This window comes from Flavobacterium hibernum, assembly GCF_000832125.1.
GTDB classification, from domain to species: Bacteria; Bacteroidota; Bacteroidia; order Flavobacteriales; family Flavobacteriaceae; genus Flavobacterium; species Flavobacterium hibernum.
Genome location: NZ_JPRK01000008.1, coordinates 406,278 through 423,956, shown reverse-complemented (window position 1 = coordinate 423,956; position 17,679 = coordinate 406,278). Strand labels below are relative to the sequence as shown.

Genomic DNA, 17,679 nt, shown 5'->3' with positions numbered 1-17,679 from the left:
ATAGATCATTATTTGCTGTTTATAGTATAAAAACACGCGACTGTATATGTTATAGTGTAGTGCAGGGGAGTGCAAATTATATTTGCTCAAAAAATTGATTATGCACAAGTTTATATTGATATTGCTTTTTGCCATGACCGTATTTTCATGCGGAACAGATTCTGATGCCGGTGAGTTTGTTGTTGGATCTGATTATTTAGCTTTAAGTAATAAGGTTGTTTTGATTGATACGGTTTCAGTAGAGATGTCGACCATAAATTTTGATTCTTTGGTTACTTCAAATCAAAGCCGAATTTTGGTTGGAAACTATGACGATCCAATTTACGGAAAAGTAAAATCGAATAGTTATTTTCAATTGGCGTCAAGTTCTTATGCTTTAATGAGTGGCGGTTCTGATACAGAAACAACCAATTATGTTTTTGATTCCATTTCGATGATTTTAAAGTACGACAACTACTATTATGGAGATACTACAAAAGTGCAAACCTTTAATATTCATCGATTACTTCAAAAAGTAAAGCCTAATACAGAGGATAATAATTTTTACAACAATTCGGCTTTAAGCTATAGCGATGAAAGTCTTGGTACGATTTCTTATAAACCCAGACCAATAGAAAAAGATTCTATCAATATTAAAATGAGTAGTGCATTTGGTGCGGCGCTCTTTCAGAAGTTGAAGAAGAGAGAAATTACGGATTTTGATAGTTTCAACGAATACTTAAAAGGGCTGGTTCTTGTTCCTGCAACTGCAAATTCTGCAAGCGTTACCGGTTTTAATGTCTCAACGAGTAAGGTACGAATGTATTATTCCAAGTATCAGGCAAATACAGAAGAGACGCCATATATTGTTGATTTTATGATTTCTGATGCGACCAAGCAATTCAATTCGATCTCATTGGATAAAACGGGCACTATAATACAAAATCTGCCTATTTCAACAAGTAAGTTATCAAGTTCGCTGACCAATCATCAGGGATTTATACAATCAGGAACTGGAGTTGCGTGTAGAATCGATTTCCCAAACATTAAACAGCTTAAGTACCTCTCAGAAAAAGGTGCCATTGTAGATGCTCAATTAGTTTTAAGACCAGTTAATAATTCTTATTCAGAACAATATCCTTTGGCCGATTCCTTAAAGATTTATGTTGGTGATAATTTAAATAGAATTAGCGCTTCGTTAGTAAATTCTGCCGGAACATCAGTCTTTGGTATACTGAATAAAAAAAGTGATGAATTCAATGAGAATATCGGATACTTAATTCCAATAGGTAATTTTCTGCAAAAAGAAATGCTGAAACAATCTGATACAAGATCATCACTTATTCTCACCTTACCCGGAATTTCTAAAACTGTAAATCGAATTGTTTTGGGAGATCAAAAACATTTGAACAATAAAATTCTGCTTAAAATTTATTACATCTCTTACTAAATGAAAAGTAAAATAGTCTACTTAAGTTGCTTCATATTAATGTCGATAACTTCATTCTCTCAAAGTATTTCAAGTTCGCCATATTCATTGTATGGAGTAGGGAGTTTATATGATTCTGATTTTGGTGAAATTCCATCAATTGGTTCTTCTGGAATGGCTTTGCCGTCCAATACATTTATCAATAATTTGAATCCGGCTTCGCTTGGTTTTCTGCCTCAAAATCACTTTATGTTCGATATTGGTGGAAAAGCCATAATGACAACCTATCAAAGTGGTTCCAGAAGCGAAAGCCGTAACAATTTTCAATTCTCACATATTGCTTTTGCATTTCCGGTTAGTAAAAACTCTGGATTTAGTGCTTCATTGCGACCGTACTCGAGTTCGACCTTTAAAATTTCTAACCTAAAATTACCTATCGAAAACAGTCTGGATTACTACTATATAACCGCAACAGGTTCTGGTGGTTTGAATAATTTTGATTTATCGTATGGATATCGATTCGGAAAGAAATTGTCTCTAGGAGCAACAGCATCTGTGTTGTTTGGAAATACGAATGATAATAGAAGTTTTTTAATTTTGAATTCGATTACGAGTATTCAGAAAAAAACAAATTATAGTGGCGTACGTGCAACTTTGGGGGCGCAATACAAAATTGATTCTACACTAACTGTTGCAACAACATTTAAAGTGCCAACGCAAATTAAAGCTTCAAAAGTTCAGACAGTTCAAACAGTCGCAGATGAGGTTGTGACAACTGTAGAGTCTAATGTAGCATCAGATACAGACGATTATTACATGCCATTAGAAATGGGTATAGGTATAAGTAAACGTTTCAAGAATAACTTAAATATGACTTTGGATTATGAAAGAAGTCTGTGGAGTAATACTAAACAATCTGAATTGTATGGTGATTTTGTAAATCAAGATCGATTTGCCCTAGGATTTACTTATAGTCCCAAAAAGAATATTCGTAAATACTGGGATAGAGTTCAATATGCGACCGGTGTGAACTTTGATACTGGTTACCTGGAAGTTGATGGTAAAAGAGTTAATAATGCCGCAATTTCTTTTGGACTTTCTTTACCAATTGAAAACACATATTCGTCTTTAAATATTTCCTATTCGTACGGACAAAAAGGAAGGATTTCGGATAATTTAATTAAAGAAAATTATCATAAAATATCACTCAATTTATCTTTGGACGGAATTTGGTTTGTTAAACGAAAAATAGAATAAGACTTTAAAAGTCCTTTTCGATCACAGGGTATTTGTAATCTAAAATTGATTTTAAGACTTCTGGATTTGAATTGACATAAAATACAGGATCACTTTTTGAATGGTCTGTAAAACCCACTTTTTCGCGTAAGATGTTTTGAGTTTGTCTGGCAACTGCCTCACCAGAATCAATAATCTGAATGTGTTCCGGAAGGATTTTTTTAATCTGCGGAATCAAATAAGGGTAATGACTGCAACCTAAAACAAGATAGTCAATATTGGCTTCAATCATTGGCTGTAAATAAGACTCAAGTAATTGAGTCATCTCAGGCGAATTTAAATTCCCATCTTCAATTAATTGAACAAGTCCATAACCTACTTGTTCAATTATTTTGGTGTTCTGAAACATCTCTGCTGTTTTATTAAACAGCTCACTATTTAAGGTTCCTTTTGTTGCTAAGATGCCAATAACTTGCGTCTTCGAATTGTTTGCTGCTGGTTTAATAGCCGGTTCAATTCCAATAAAAGGAATGTCATAATCTGCACGAAGTTCTCGAATAGCATTTGTTGTTGCTGTATTACAAGCGACAACAATAAGTTTGCAGTTTTGTTCGAGTAAAAAATCTACATTTTTTTTACTTAAAACAACAATCTCTTCTTTTGTTCTTTGACCGTAAGGAGCGTTTTTACTATCTGCCAAATAAATAGTTTTTTCGTTAGGAAGTAGATCGTGAATGGCGCTCCAGATGGAAGTTCCTCCAATACCGGAATCAAAAACGCCTATAGGATTGTTGTTCGTCATAATACAAATTTAGTGTTTTTTGAAATAAATTTATATTCCAATTTAAAGGAAATCTACAAATATTAAGGATTTTTAATCTTATTTTATTGTAAAAAAAAACTGTCCAAACTTTCTAAAAGTTTGGACAGTTTTGATTGAAAGAAATTCGTTTTTAGAATCCTAAATCTTTTTTTACATCAGCAGTAATGTTTGGACCATCAGCTAATAAAAGAGTAGAACCATCTAACACATATTGGAAACCTTTAGCTTTTCCAACTTTTTGGATAGAAGCTCTTACTTTTTCCATTAATGGTTTAACGATGTCAGTTTCTTTTTGTTGCAATTCTTTTTGAGCATTGTCTCTGTAGTCAACAATTCTCTTTTGCATGTCTTGTACTTCTTTAGAACGATCAGTGTTGATTGCTTCAGATACAGTTGTAGCTTCAGCTTCGTACTTTTTGATTTTTACTTGATATTCGTCAACCATTTTTTTGTATTCTGCATCATATGTACCACTTAATTTTTGTAGTTGATTTTGTGCATCTAGCATTGCAGGCATTTTCGACATAATCTCGCTAACATCAACATGAGCTACCTTAGCTTGTGCGTTCATTGTGTTACTTGCTCCTAAAATTAGTATTGCAGCAATTAGTAAAGTTTTGATTTGTTTCATCATTTTTAAAAATATTAATTAATTATTGGTCGTATTTGTTTTTTGTGTTTCGGCCTCTTTCGCTTTTTTAGCCGCTTCTCTTTCTTCTAAAATTTTCTTTCTTCTATCTTCTAACTCTTTTTTGCGCTGCTCGTAAAGTTTTTGTCTTTCTGCAGCTTTATCAACAGCTGGTTCAGTTGTTGTTTCTGTTCCTGTGGCAGCAGCAGGCTTGGCAGTTGCATCTGTTCCTGTTGTAGCAGGTTTTGCTGTTGCGTCTGTTTTAGCAGGTTCAGAAACCGTGCCATTTTTTTTAGCTTCTCTTTCGGCTGCAATTGCTTTTCTTCTGTCGTCGTATTCTTTTTTCTTAGCTTCTTGCTCTAATCGTCTGTCTTCAATTAATTTTTCTCTGGCAGCCTTTTTCTCGTCTAGTACTTTTTGACGGTCTTGTAATGCCGGATTTTCATCAATCGCGTTTTCTTTACTTTCTTTAATCTCCTGATCTTTTAACTGTTTTTTAGTTAATTGCTCACGTTTATCAGTTCTGTTTAGAATACGAATAACTTGATCGCTAATATCAAATTTTTTATTACTAAAAAGCATTGTTAAATCTGATGATTTGTCAAAAACAAAATCATAATTTTTTGCTTCGGCAATATCTTGAACCGCAGTAAAAACCTGGTCTTGGATAGGCTTGGCCAATGCTGCTTTTTGATGAATTAAATTTCCATCAGCTCCAAATTGTTTTTGCTGATAATCCAGCATTTCGTCTTCTAGAAATTTAATTTCAGTTTCTCTTTCATCAATAAGTTCTTTAGTAAGTAAAGCTCTTTCGGCTTTAAGCCCTTCCTTAAGTTTATTAATGTCAAGTTTTTTTGCTTCTATATCTTGTTTCCACTTTTGAGCTTTTAACTCTAATTGAGCTTTCGCTTCTTTGTAATCAGAAACATTTTCCAAAATATATTCCATGTCAATGTAGCCAATCCTTGTTGTTCTCGTTTGAGCATCAATGGTACTTGCTACGATCAGGGCTAAAAATATAAATAAAATTTGTTTTCTCATAACATTAGTTAATTTCAAAATTTCAAGCAAATGTACTAAAATTTCTACTAAAACTGTTGTCCAATAATAAAGTGAATTTCTTTACCGTGTGCTTTAGTTTCTCCAGGCTGTGGATCGAAACCGTAACCCCAATCAATACCTAATAATCCAAATGCTGGCATGAATACACGTAAACCAACACCTGCAGAACGGCTCAAATCAAATGGGTTATAATCTTTAAACGTAGGGTAAGATGATCCAGCCTCTAAAAATGCTAATGCATAAATCGATGCAGAAGATTTTAATGTAATTGGATAACGTAGTTCCATAGAGAATTTATTATAAATAGTTGCTCCAATTGGGTCTCCATTTGCGTTTACAGGAGTTAAGGCGTTATTTTTATAACCTCTTAATTGGATCGTTTCTCTACCATCCATCGAGTAATTTGCCATACCGTCTCCTCCTAAATAGAAACGCTCAAATGGCACAACACCTCTAGACTGATCGTAAGCTCCTAAGAAACCAAACTCTGTTAATGTTCTTAATACTAGTTTACCATAAATTTTAGTATACCAATCTGCTTTGAATTTTACTTTATAGTATTCTAACCAGTTGTATTTCTTTTGATCCACTTTTCCTTGGTCAGTATCTGCATTTGCAAAATCAGATCCAACACTTACTGTTCCTGTTTGACCGTTTATTGTTGCAGTTTTTACATAATCACCAGGATTAAGCGGTTGTCCGTCTACACCAGAAGTTGCTACTCCTGTATATCGAGATTTGTATTCTTTTTGATTCTGTAAATCTCCGTAATCAACTCCATTAAATAAAGAGTAAGGAGGAGTTACTTTTGCAGAAATACTAAACTCTGAACCGTATGTTGGGAATATTGGGTTAACCCCTTTATTACTTCTTGATAATCCAATAGTGTATGCTAAGTTTCTTGATGCACCGTTACCAAAAGTAAATAAACCAGTGTTGTAGTTATTTAAATCATAATGTTGGTAACTAATAGATTGTGATAATACAAAATAATCATCCGGCACGGTAAGTCTTTTTGCTAAACCAACTTGTAATGTTAAGATGTTAAAGCTTTTACTTTTGTCTACAGTATTAGTAGCGTAATTGTTTAAGAATTGCTTACTGTATGAGATAGATGAACTAAATTGTACAGGTTTTTTTCCTCCAAACCATGGCTCTGAGAATGATAAACTATAAGTCTGGAAATATGTACTTCCTTGTAAACGAAGTGCTACTTTTTGACCGTCTCCCATTGGTAAAGGCTTGTATGCTTCTTTATCAAATAATTTTCTTGCAGAGAAATTATTAAAAGATAGTCCTAAAGTTCCAATGAAACCACCACCACCATAACCTCCTTGAAGCTCAACCTGGCTAGATCCTTTTTCTACAACATGATACTCAATATCAACTGTTCCTGCACCAGCGTCAACATTTTTGAATTTTGGATCAATAGCCTCAGGATCAAAGAATCCTAATTGTCCAATTTCACGAATAGTTCTAACTAATTGTTCTTTACTATATTTTTCACCCGGCTTAGTTCTAAGTTCGCGATAAATAACGTGATCGTTTGTTTTATCGTTTCCTACAACAGATATTTTGTTGAAATAAGCAATTGGACCTTCCGTAACTCTAATTTCAAAATCGATAGTATCGTTAACTGTTTTTACCTCTACAGCATTAACATTAGAAAACAAATAACCATTGTTTTGGTATAAGTTGGTAATGTCTTCAGCATCTGGTTTTGATTTGTCTGCAATTCGTTTTTCAAGTAAAACTCCGTTATAAGTTTCGCCTTTTTTAATTCCTAAATAACGATTTAATAATTGATCAGAGTAAACAGTATTTCCTAAGAACTTAATATTACCAAAATAATATTTGTTTCCTTCTTCCATTTTGATTTTAATAGCAAGCATATTTTTGTCCTTGTTGTAAGTAACAGAGTCATAAATAATACGAGCATCACGATATCCTTTTTCTTTATAAGCAGCAACAACTTTTTCTAAGTCAGTCTTATATTTTTCAGGTATAAATTTTGAAGATTTTAAAACACGAAGGACATTTTTTTGTTTAGTGTCTTTCATTGCGCCTCTAAGTTGACTTGAAGTAAGTTGTTTGTTACCAATGAAGTCAATGCTGCTAATTTTTACTTTGTCTCCTTTATCTACCCGAACAAGCATATTTACCTGATGACCATTTATGGTGTCAGGAGTGTTTGTAATAGTAACTTTGGTGTTATAAAAACCATCTTTTTTGTATTTGTTTTCGATGTAGTTTTTAGTCGTGGTAATTAAGTTTTCGTTGACAATTTTATTTTTGGTCAAATTGTTGTCCTTAATTAATCCTTCGACTTTACTTTTCTTAATACCAACAAACTTTACTTCGTTTAACTTAGGAAGTTCAACAATGTTTAGGTCCAAAAAGATACTGTCGTTTTCGACTTTATTTACGTAAAAAGAAATCTCATCAAAAAGACCAAGCTTTCCTAATTTTTTAATTGCACTACTAATTTCTTCACCGGGAACTGTTATTTCTTGCCCTTTTTGAAGGCCAGAGAAAGTAACAACAGTTTGTTCATTGAAGCTTATTTTACCAACAACAGAAACTTTAGCAAGAATATATTTTTTTCCTTGATCAAAAGGAACTCTTTCTTGTGCTTTTATTTGTGAAAAACTACCCAAAAGGATTAGGGTAAAGACTATTTGTATTCTTTTTTGTAACACTAAAAAATTATTTAATTTGTTCACTGGTTTTTCCAAATCTACGTTCTCTTTTTTGATAACTAATAATAGCCTCATATAAATCTTGGTCTTTAAAGTCTGGCCATAAGACATTAGTAAAATATAATTCTGCATAGGCGATCTGCCATAGCAAAAAATTACTTATTCTATGTTCTCCACTTGTTCTTATTAATAAATCTACGTCAGGTAAATTTTGCGTGTAAAGATGCTCATTTATAATTGAATCGTCAATAGCGTCTATTGAAATTATATTATTTTTAACTTTATCACTGATGATTCTCACGGCATTTACCAATTCTTCTCTTGATCCGTAACTTAAAGCCAGGGTTAGAGTAAGACGTGTATTATTTTTTGTTTTATCAATCACATCCAATAGCTCTTTTTGAGCTGATTTTGGTAATTTTTCAAGGTTACCAATAGCATTAAGTCTGATATTGTTTTCTTGTAAAGTACCAAGTTCTTTTTTTAAGGAATTGATTAAAATTCTCATTAATGCTTCAACCTCTAGTTTAGGACGGTTCCAGTTTTCAGTAGAAAAAGCATATAATGTTAAATACTCAATGCCAAGTTTGGCACAAGTTGTAATTGTTTTTTTTACAGATTTTGTTCCGTTTTCATGGCCAAATGCTCTCAAAAAACCTTGTTGTTTTGCCCAACGACCATTCCCGTCCATAATAATGGCCAGATGTTTGGGTAAGTTTGTGTGATCTATAGAGTCTATTAAATTCATTGTTGTTAATATGCGCAATAGCAAGGTTTTTGTCCAAAGGTATACGTTAAAGTAACACCCGAGAAGACATACCAGTCATTATTATTTAAATTTCCAAACTGGAAAATGTTTGTGTTTTTTGTATTTGGGTTGCTTGAGTCGATATCATCTGTAAAGGTGTATCGTGCTCCAACTTCGACACCAAGAACGAGATGCGGTGCTATATTTGATTTTATTCCTAATATAATAGGTATAGCAAACGAATTTGAATTTTGTGAATTTACTACGTTTGGCGTTGTTTTAAAACGGTACAATTGATCATAAAGGATAAAATTTACGCCTGAAAATATATAAGGAGTTATTTTTCGATGATAATCATGCAAATTAAAATCAAAAAAATTGAATTCTAATCCTGCTGAGAATTCTTTTATATTGTTTTCAAAACGGTAACCTCTTTTGTTTCTTCCTGATTCGTCTGAGTCTAGATCGTTTCCAACAACTGTTGACTGTGTGTACGAAAAACGATAAGCGTGACGCGGGCTTTTATTCCACTTATACAAAACGCCAAAAGCTAGTTTTTCCGGTGCAATATAAGTAGTGCTTCCTACATCACCAACAAAGTTACTTCCACCAAGAAAAACACCAAGCTCATTGATTTGAGCATTTAGTGTGATAAAGGGGAAAAAACATAACAATAAATTAAAAATTTTCTTCATTTAATTCAAAATTGCGTGCAAATATAATAATTATCGATACGAATCAACGTTCCTTTAGTTAAATGTGCTTTTTTTTCAATTTACAGTATGATTTAGGCATATTTAATGGCGATTCGCTACATGCAGAACGGGAAAATATAGTATTATCGTATAGTGATGAGTCAGAAAATAGCTTAATTTCTCTTGTCTTCACCCCAAAGTAATTTGTTTCTCAGTGTTTTTAAGAAAGTTTCGCCTGGAATTTCGACCATTCTTATTTTGAAATCAGTTTTTTTGATCTTTAGAATTGATTCATTTTTGATTGAAGTAATTCTGGAATCTAAGGAAACTAAATATTGATCTTCTCTTCCTGTAACTCGAAGTTTAATTTCGGTATTGTCAGGTATTACAAGCGGTCTTGCATTTAAATTGTGCGGAGCAATAGGTGTAATAACTAAACTTTCGACATTTGGAGTTAAAATTGGTCCACCGCAACTTAGCGAATATCCTGTAGAACCTGTAGGTGTAGAAATTATTAAACCATCTGCCCAGTATGAATTTAAATATTCATTGTTTAGATAAGTTTCTACAGTAATCATCGAAGTAGTATCTTTTCTGCTTACTGTAACTTCATTCATGGCGAAATTTAAACTGTCTTCAATTGCATCATTTTTTGGTTCGCAAGTCAAGCTTAGTAGAGTTCTTTCGGATATTGTGTAATTTTTATCAATAGTAAATTGTAAAAAATTATCAATACTTTCTTTTGGAACAGTTGCCAAGAAACCTAATCTTCCTGCATTTATACCTAATATGGGTACGCCGGAATTACGAACTAAGGTCGCAGCTCTTAAAATCGTTCCGTCGCCACCAATACTAATTAGCATGTCAAAACTATCATCTAGAGAAGTGCTTGAAGAAAAGGTTTTGTATTCCTTTTTGACAAGTTGCTTTTCGTGAAGCATTTTCAGAAAGTTCTCTTCAATTACCATTTCGACATTGTTAGTATTGAAAAAAATAAAAATGTCTTTGATAATGGGCTCTGTACTGTTTTGATAATACTGTCCGTAAATGGCTACTTTCATCTGGTGTTTAATCGATTTTTTGTTTAACTGTTTAATCGTTAATTTTTTTCGTCAAAACGATTAAACAATTAACCGGTTTAACAAACGTATTATATATTAAGGTACTTGTCTAAATAATCTGAACGTTCTTTTAGGCTATTAATGTAAGCGTCTTCTTGATGTTCAGATATGATTTCGTAATTGTAGCGTCTAAAAGTCTGAATAATTTCATTCATTGGTCCCACGCCAATTTTAATTGTAATTTGAACGTTTTCCAAATCGGCTTCAGATATAAAGCAACCTAGAATTTTACCATTATTGCTCTCAACAATTTGCGTTACCTGACCCATAGAATAGTCTAAAAGTCCTTTTTGAACGATAATAATTCCCCCTTGCTCTTTTAAAAAAGGAGTTTCCTGAAAAAACTTCATGATGTCTTCCATCTCATAATATCCAATATAGATATTGTTTTCGTCAAGAACCGGAATTACATTAGTATGGCTTTTTGCAAAAACTTCTAAAACATCTAGCCACAACATAGATTTTCTGGCAAAAAAGCGTTCTAAAGTATATTTGTAGTCAATTGCTTTTTTATCGGCGTCAAAAGTTTCAACATCGTCAGAAGCAATACTTCCAATGAAGATTTCGTTTTCCACAACCGGAAAATGTGAAAAATTCAAATCAGCAAAAAAGTCCTGAACCGATGCTATCGTTTCCTGACTATCAATCGGTCTGAAATCATTGGTGATATAGTTTGTAATTTCTGTCATAAATCAATTGAAGATATTTCATTGCAAAATAATCAAAAAATAGCAAAAACTGCTACGTTTTACTTTGTATTTTTGTCGTAACAAATATAGTGTTACTAGAATTAATTATCTATTTATATGACAAAGTTAAGTGTAAATATCAATAAAATTGCAACCCTTCGAAATGCACGTGGCGGAAATGTTCCGGATTTGCTAAAAGTGGCTGCAGATATTCAGGATTTTGGAGGTCAGGGAATCACAATACATCCACGTCCAGATGAGCGTCATATCCGTTATCAGGATGCACGCGATTTAAAAGCAATTGTTCACACCGAATATAATATTGAAGGAAATCCGCAACATAATTTCATTGATTTGGTTTTAGAATGTAAGCCAACTCAGGTTACTTTAGTTCCAGATGCAATTGGAGCTATTACATCGTCAGCAGGTTGGGATACGATCGCGAATCAATCTTATCTGACAGAAGTTATACAGGAATTTCAACGCAACGGAATTAGAACTTCTATTTTTGTTGATCCGGTTTTAGAAATCATTGAAGGGGCTAAAAAAACGGGAACGGATAGAATTGAATTGTATACAGAAGCTTTTGCGCATCAATATGGTTTGGGAAACAAAAACGGTATTGATCCATATGTTGAAGCAGCAAAATTAGCAAACAAATTAGATTTAGGAATTAATGCAGGACACGATTTGAGTTTAGAAAATATTCAGTTTTTTAAGCAAAATATTCCAGGTTTGTTAGAAGTTTCTATTGGTCATGCTTTGATCGCAGAAGCACTTTATCTTGGTTTAGATAATGTCGTAAATATGTATTTAAATAAACTTAAATAATATGCTTTATTCAAAAATCGAAGGCGAAGGAAAGCCATTTATCATCATGCATGGATTTCTAGGAATGTCTGATAACTGGAAAACCTTGGCAGGACAGTACGTAGAAGCCGGATTTCAAGTTCATATTTTAGATTTACGTAATCATGGGCGCAGTTTTCATTCAGATGAATGGTCTTACGAAGCTATGGTGCAAGATGTGTTCGAATACTGTCAGGCAAATCAGTTAAATAAAATTGATATTCTTGGACATTCGATGGGAGGAAAGGTCGCGATGCTTTTTGCAACAACTCACCCGGAAATTGTAGATAAATTAATAGTGGCAGATATTGGTCCTAAATTTTACAAACAACATCACCAGGATATTTTGGCAGGTTTAAATGCAGTTGATTTTTCTGTAAAACCAAGCCGAAATGATGTTGAGGCAATTGTATCGCAATATGTTTCTGATTTTGGAACAAGACAGTTTTTGTTGAAAAATTTATATTGGCAAGAACCAGGGCAATTAGCTTTTAGGTTCAACCTTGAAGTTTTTAATAATAATCTCGATGCTATTGGGAAAGCTTTGCCTGATGGTTTAGTTTTTGAAAAAGAAACCCTGTTTATTAGAGGTGGAGCATCAGGATATATTTTAGATTCTGATTTTGATGCAATTCGTCAACATTTTCCAAAAGCTAAATTTGAAACAATACCAAATGCCGGGCATTGGCTTCATGCCGAAAACCCTAAAATGTTTTTCGAATTAACAACAGAGTTTTTAAAAGAGTAATTAAATTTTATAGGCATAGATTAAAAGAATTCTACAGATTTAAAAATTAGTAATAAAGAATCTTTGAAGTCCTTCTAGTCTGTGGTAAAAAAATATAACTGCAATAGCTGATGAATATAAAATTCATTACTTTTATTATAACTTTATAAATCAAAAAAGATATGAAATTATTACTTAGACTTCTTGTTACAGCAGCGCTGGTTTTGTTAATTGCTAATTTCCTAACAGGTGTACATGTGGCTAGTTTTACGACAGCTATAATTGTTGCAATTGTTTTAGGATTGCTAAATCTTTTTATAAAACCAATATTAGTAATCTTAACATTACCGGTAACAGTTATCACTTTAGGCTTGTTTTTGTTGGTTATTAATGCCATCATTATTTTATTGTGTACTAACATTGTTGGTGGCTTTGCAGTCGATTCATTTTGGACAGCATTATTATTTAGTGTTATATTGTCTATACTTCAGTCTATTACATATAAAATTGTGGGAGACGATAAATAAATAGAAATAAAAAAGATGTTTTAAATGTCTTCAAATACAATAGATTAAAAACTTGGTTGGGTTGCAAAAATTTTATAATTTTGCAACCCAATTTTATTATGTAAATTAAAGAAGAAGATGGATATTAAAAGAGTAGCAACAGATGCTGTGAACGAAACGATTGTTTTAAACGTTGTTCACATGGATTATAAAGGTCAAGTAGCAAAAAGAATAAACGAAAAAATGCCATTGGCTACCGTAAAAGGTTTTAGAAAAGGACAAGTTCCTAAAGACCTTGTTGAAAAACAATACGGAAAATCAATTAAGCAAGAAGAAGTTAAAAAAGTAGTTGATTTGGCATTAGAGCGTTTTGTTCAATCTGAAAGATTAAATCTTTTAGGAACTCCTCTTGCTAAAGAAAACGAAAACTTTGATTGGGATGCTGAAGAACTAACTTTCGAATACGAAATTGGTTTAGTTCCAAACTTCGAAATTGATTTAGAAGCAAAAAATAATATCGTAAAATATATCGTTACTGCCGATGATAAATTAATCGACGGACAAGTAGAACGCATCCAAAAACAATTCGGAAAAGCAATTCCACAAGATGTTGTGTCTGCAGATTCAGATTTAACTGGAACTTTCTCTAACGAAGAAAAAGGAATCAACAATATAACTACAATTTCTGTATCTACATTCAACAAAGCGGCTGCGGATAAATTCATCGGTAAAAAAGTTGGAGATGTTGTTACAGTAAGTACAAAAGGTTTATTCGAAGATGATCACCAATTAATGGATTACTTAAAAGTAGGTCATGATGATGTTCACGGTTTAGACGTAGAAGTTAACTTTACAATCGAGGCAATCAACGGAGCTGAATTAGCTGAATTGAACCAAGATTTATTTGATAAACTTTTTGGTGAAGGAAAAGTAGCTTCATTAGAAGATTTAAAAGCTAAAATTAAAGAAGATGCTGAAGCTCAATTCGCACAGCAAGCAGATCAAAAATTATTGTTAGACGTTCAGGATTTCTTGATCGAAAGCACAAAATTTGATTTACCTGCTGAATTCCTTAAAAAATGGTTGCAAACTGTTGGAGAGAAAAAACTTTCTGCAGAAGAAGCTGAAGTTGAATACGCAAGATCTGAAAAAGGTTTACGTTTTCAATTAATCGAAGGAAAAGCAATGGCACAAAGTAATATCCAAATTACATTTGAAGACTTGAAAGCTTTTACAACAAAAGCAATCAAACAACAAATGGCTCAATTTGGACAAACTAATCCAACAGACGAAGAAGTTCAAGGAATCGTGGCTAGAGTTTTATCTAACCAAGAAGAAGTGAAAAGACTTTCTGAGCAAGTAGTTGCTGAAAAATTGTTAGAAGTGTTTAAAGAAAAAGCAAATCCAACAACTAAAGAAGTAACTTACGACGAATTTATTGCTGCTTCTTACGGAGAGTAAATTAAGTCTAAAAGTCAAAAGTTGTAAAGTCAAAAGTTAAAGAGTATACTTCAATAGTTATATTTTAAAATTTAAGATTTTATTACAAAAACTGAAAGATAAAAAAAGTTATATTTGAGCGTCAAAAAGAGATTTTTGACGCTCTTTTTTATTTTGTAAGCTTTTAATTTTAAATAATTATTTCTTAAATTTCAAATACGAAACTTTAAAAATAAAAAAGAAGACAAATTGGCATCCTTTGTAAAAAGGTATGAACTTTGTTTTATTCGTTTAAGTCACTTTCCGACTTTAGATTTTCAAACTTTAAACTAAAAATATGAACTACGGTAAAGAATTTAAAAAATTTGCTACTAAGCACCAAGGAGTAAACGCAATGTACTATGACAAAATCGTAGCTGCAATGAATCCAACCAATATGACTCCATACATTATCGAAGAGCGTCAGTTGAATATTTCTCAATTAGATGTGTTTTCAAGATTAATGATGGACAGAATTATCTTTTTAGGAACAGGTATCGATGACCAAATCGCTAATATCGTTCAAGCACAATTATTGTTTTTAGAAAGTGCAGATGCATCAAAAGATATTCAAATCTATTTAAATTCTCCTGGAGGAAGCGTTTACGCAGGATTAGGAATTTATGATACAATGCAATACATCAAACCAGATGTAGCTACAATTTGTACAGGTATGGCAGCTTCAATGGGAGCAGTTTTATTGTGTGCAGGAGCAGCAGGAAAACGTTCGGCTTTGCCACATTCAAGAGTAATGATTCACCAACCATCAGGAGGAGCACAAGGTGTTGCAACAGATATGGAAATCAATTTACGTGAAATGTTGAAATTGAAAGATGAATTATATAACATCATCTCTCAACATTCAGGACAAACTTTTGATAAAGTACACAAAGATAGCGAGCGCGATTATTGGATGATTGCTGACGAAGCTAAAGAATACGGAATGATTGATGAAGTTTTGAGAAGAAGCTAATATTTTAAGCTTCTAAGTTGCTAAGACGCTAAGTGTTCTTTGCGATTTAAATTTTAAATTTTAAATAAAAATATTAAGCTGTAAGGAGTTAAGTTTTAAAGTTTTAATTAAAAAGCTTAGAAACTTAGTATCTTTGCAGCTTAGTAACTTAAATAAAGAATGGCAAAAGTAGTATTAGAATGTTCGTTTTGTGGAAGAAAAAAGCCAGAAACTAATTTATTGATTGCAGGTATTAATGCACATATCTGTGATAAGTGTATTGAACAAGCACACGGAATTGTATTAGAAGAGTTAAAATCAAGTGGAAGTGCTAAACTTGTTGGTGACTTAATTTTAAAGAAACCAAAAGAAATTAGAGCTTTCTTAGATCAGTATGTTATTGGTCAGGATCAGACTAAAAAAGTAATGTCGGTTGCAGTATATAATCACTACAAACGTTTAATGCAACAGCAATTAGACGACGAAGTAGAGATTGAAAAAAGTAACATTATCATGGTTGGTCAAACCGGAACAGGAAAAACATTGGTAGCAAAAACTATTGCTAAAATGTTAGACGTTCCTTTGGCTATTGTTGATGCAACTGTACTTACAGAAGCAGGTTATGTGGGAGAAGATGTTGAAAGTATTTTGACACGTTTACTACAAGCTGCTGATTATGACGTAACCAAAGCCGAAAGAGGAATCGTTTTTATTGATGAAATAGATAAAATTGCCCGTAAGAGCGATAATCCATCAATAACACGTGATGTTTCTGGTGAAGGAGTACAACAAGCATTATTAAAATTATTAGAAGGAACAGTTGTAAATGTGCCGCCAAAAGGAGGGCGTAAACATCCGGACCAGAAATTTGTTGAAGTAAATACACAAAACATCTTGTTTATTGCAGGTGGAGCTTTTGATGGAGTAGAGCGTATTATTTCTAAACGTTTAAACCGTCAGGCAGTTGGATATTCGACATCTAAAAATGTTGACAACATCGACAAAGACAATTTATTGCAATATATTATTCCAAAAGATATTAAAGATTTTGGATTAATTCCTGAGATTATTGGTCGTTTGCCAGTTTTAACGCATATGGATCCTCTTGATAGAGAAACACTACGTGCTATCTTGACACAACCTAAAAATGCGTTAATCAAACAATATCAAAAATTATTTTTAATGGATGATGTTGAATTTAATATCACAGATGAGGCATTAGATTTTATTGTTGATAAAGCTTTAGAATATAAATTAGGAGCTCGTGGATTACGTTCGTTATGTGAAGCTATCTTGACAGACGCGATGTACGAATTACCAAGTTCAGACGATAAAGTTTTGACAATCGATAAAGATTATGCAGAACATACTTTAAGTAAAAACTTATTGAAGCGAATGGAAATTGCTTCTTAATTGTTTTTACTAGAACGATTTTTTATAAAACCTACTTAATTTTAAGTAGGTTTTTTTTATGCTTTTTTTCTTATATATTTAAGATCTACTATTAGAGATAATTTATCTGCTATGAAAATGAATTACAGATTTAATAAAACAAAGATTTTAGATTTCTAATTAATTATGAAAAAGCGTATTTGTTTTTTGGTTTGTCTAATGGTGAATTTTATAAGTGCGCAGACAAAATCCAACGATTATTTTTCTCTTTATAAAGGAGGAGAAAAATATTTAAAACCTATAAAATATATATTATTTGAAATAGATAAAGATAATGAGGCTGAAAAAAAAGAAGATGAAAGTAAAATTTACTTTTACATAAAAAGACAAAGGTTCATTTTTGATATAAAAAAATACAAAAAAGATACTTGTTCTACTGCTATTTTAAAAAAGCTTAAACTCGAAAACGCAGAAAACTTGCAAAATAAGGCTTGTGAATTTTTTAAAAAGAAAAAAGGCGAAATAGAAAAGCAAAAAAAGGTTACGTTGGTTTACCCTCCAGCAGGTTGCCAGTCTTATTTTAAGGTTTATGTATTAGAAAAAATAAATAATAATGAACTAATAAAATACGAAGTAGACTGGGAATATTCAGAGTTTTAATTTTA

The 17,679-nt window shown here is 32.3% G+C and carries 17 protein-coding genes; 9 read left to right on the top strand and 8 right to left on the bottom strand.

The annotated features are described in order from the left end of the window. Positions 1 to 100: 100 nt before the first annotated feature. Positions 101 to 1,429: a DUF4270 family protein gene (locus IW18_RS11040; protein ID WP_041517641.1), complete on the top strand. Its 1,329-nt coding sequence runs from the start codon at positions 101 to 103 to the stop codon at positions 1,427 to 1,429. Further along, entirely contained in the window at positions 1,430 to 2,665 is a 1,236-nt protein-coding gene (locus IW18_RS11035) for a PorV/PorQ family protein (protein ID WP_041517640.1), read from the top strand. It begins immediately after the preceding gene. A 4-nt stretch (positions 2,666 to 2,669) separates the two neighbouring features. Here IW18_RS11035 and murI read toward each other — a convergent pair whose 3' ends face one another. From murI to IW18_RS10995, 8 genes are all read right to left on the bottom strand, one after another. Next, positions 2,670 to 3,446 carry a glutamate racemase gene (gene murI, locus IW18_RS11030; RefSeq protein WP_041517638.1) on the bottom strand — a complete coding sequence of 259 codons (777 nt, stop codon included), beginning with the start codon at positions 3,444 to 3,446 and terminating at the stop codon, positions 2,670 to 2,672. A gap of 151 nt (positions 3,447 to 3,597) precedes the next feature. After that, complete coding sequence (locus IW18_RS11025; protein WP_174232054.1) at positions 3,598 to 4,101, bottom strand: OmpH family outer membrane protein; 504 nt, start codon at positions 4,099 to 4,101, stop codon at positions 3,598 to 3,600. Between the two features lie 15 nt (positions 4,102 to 4,116). After that, entirely contained in the window at positions 4,117 to 5,136 is a 1,020-nt protein-coding gene (locus IW18_RS11020; protein ID WP_041517637.1) for an OmpH family outer membrane protein, read from the bottom strand. Between the two features lie 47 nt (positions 5,137 to 5,183). Next, the gene (locus IW18_RS11015) at positions 5,184 to 7,931 is read right to left on the bottom strand and encodes a BamA/OMP85 family outer membrane protein (protein WP_041517635.1); all 2,748 of its coding nucleotides are present in this window, start codon (positions 7,929 to 7,931) and stop codon (positions 5,184 to 5,186) included. Continuing rightward, positions 7,864 to 8,604 carry an isoprenyl transferase gene (locus IW18_RS11010; protein WP_041517633.1) on the bottom strand — a complete coding sequence of 247 codons (741 nt, stop codon included), beginning with the start codon at positions 8,602 to 8,604 and terminating at the stop codon, positions 7,864 to 7,866. Before IW18_RS11010 ends, IW18_RS11015 begins: the two co-directional genes overlap by 68 nt. A 5-nt stretch (positions 8,605 to 8,609) precedes the next feature. Further along, complete coding sequence (porG, locus tag IW18_RS11005; RefSeq protein WP_041517632.1) at positions 8,610 to 9,299, bottom strand: type IX secretion system protein PorG; 690 nt, start codon at positions 9,297 to 9,299, stop codon at positions 8,610 to 8,612. 173 nt (positions 9,300 to 9,472) lie between these two features. Continuing rightward, positions 9,473 to 10,360 carry an NAD kinase gene (locus IW18_RS11000; protein WP_041517630.1) on the bottom strand — a complete coding sequence of 296 codons (888 nt, stop codon included), beginning with the start codon at positions 10,358 to 10,360 and terminating at the stop codon, positions 9,473 to 9,475. A gap of 89 nt (positions 10,361 to 10,449) precedes the next feature. Next, the gene (locus IW18_RS10995) at positions 10,450 to 11,109 is read right to left on the bottom strand and encodes a CBS domain-containing protein (protein WP_041517629.1); all 660 of its coding nucleotides are present in this window, start codon (positions 11,107 to 11,109) and stop codon (positions 10,450 to 10,452) included. Between the two features lie 117 nt (positions 11,110 to 11,226). Between IW18_RS10995 and IW18_RS10990 the strand changes: the two genes are divergently transcribed. The 7 genes from IW18_RS10990 (at position 11,227) to IW18_RS10960 (ending at position 17,674) form a co-directional block, all read left to right on the top strand. Beyond that, entirely contained in the window at positions 11,227 to 11,940 is a 714-nt protein-coding gene (locus IW18_RS10990) for a pyridoxine 5'-phosphate synthase (RefSeq protein WP_041517628.1), read from the top strand. 1 nt (position 11,941) lies between these two features. Beyond that, the gene (locus tag IW18_RS10985) at positions 11,942 to 12,706 is read left to right on the top strand and encodes an alpha/beta fold hydrolase (protein ID WP_041517626.1); all 765 of its coding nucleotides are present in this window, start codon (positions 11,942 to 11,944) and stop codon (positions 12,704 to 12,706) included. Positions 12,707 to 12,867: 161 nt separating this feature from the next. Then, the gene (locus IW18_RS10980; protein WP_041517624.1) at positions 12,868 to 13,212 is read left to right on the top strand and encodes a phage holin family protein; all 345 of its coding nucleotides are present in this window, start codon (positions 12,868 to 12,870) and stop codon (positions 13,210 to 13,212) included. Positions 13,213 to 13,329: 117 nt separating this feature from the next. Beyond that, positions 13,330 to 14,652, top strand: a complete 1,323-nt coding sequence (locus IW18_RS10975) for a trigger factor (protein ID WP_041517622.1) — start codon at positions 13,330 to 13,332, stop codon at positions 14,650 to 14,652. A gap of 316 nt (positions 14,653 to 14,968) precedes the next feature. Continuing rightward, on the top strand, positions 14,969 to 15,643 hold the full coding sequence (gene clpP / locus IW18_RS10970; protein ID WP_041517620.1) for an ATP-dependent Clp endopeptidase proteolytic subunit ClpP: 675 nt from the start codon (positions 14,969 to 14,971) through the stop codon (positions 15,641 to 15,643). A gap of 159 nt (positions 15,644 to 15,802) precedes the next feature. Then, entirely contained in the window at positions 15,803 to 17,035 is a 1,233-nt protein-coding gene (gene clpX / locus IW18_RS10965) for an ATP-dependent Clp protease ATP-binding subunit ClpX (protein ID WP_041517619.1), read from the top strand. Between the two features lie 165 nt (positions 17,036 to 17,200). Beyond that, complete coding sequence (locus tag IW18_RS10960; protein ID WP_123902493.1) at positions 17,201 to 17,674, top strand: hypothetical protein; 474 nt, start codon at positions 17,201 to 17,203, stop codon at positions 17,672 to 17,674. The last annotated feature ends 5 nt before the right edge of the window (positions 17,675 to 17,679 follow it).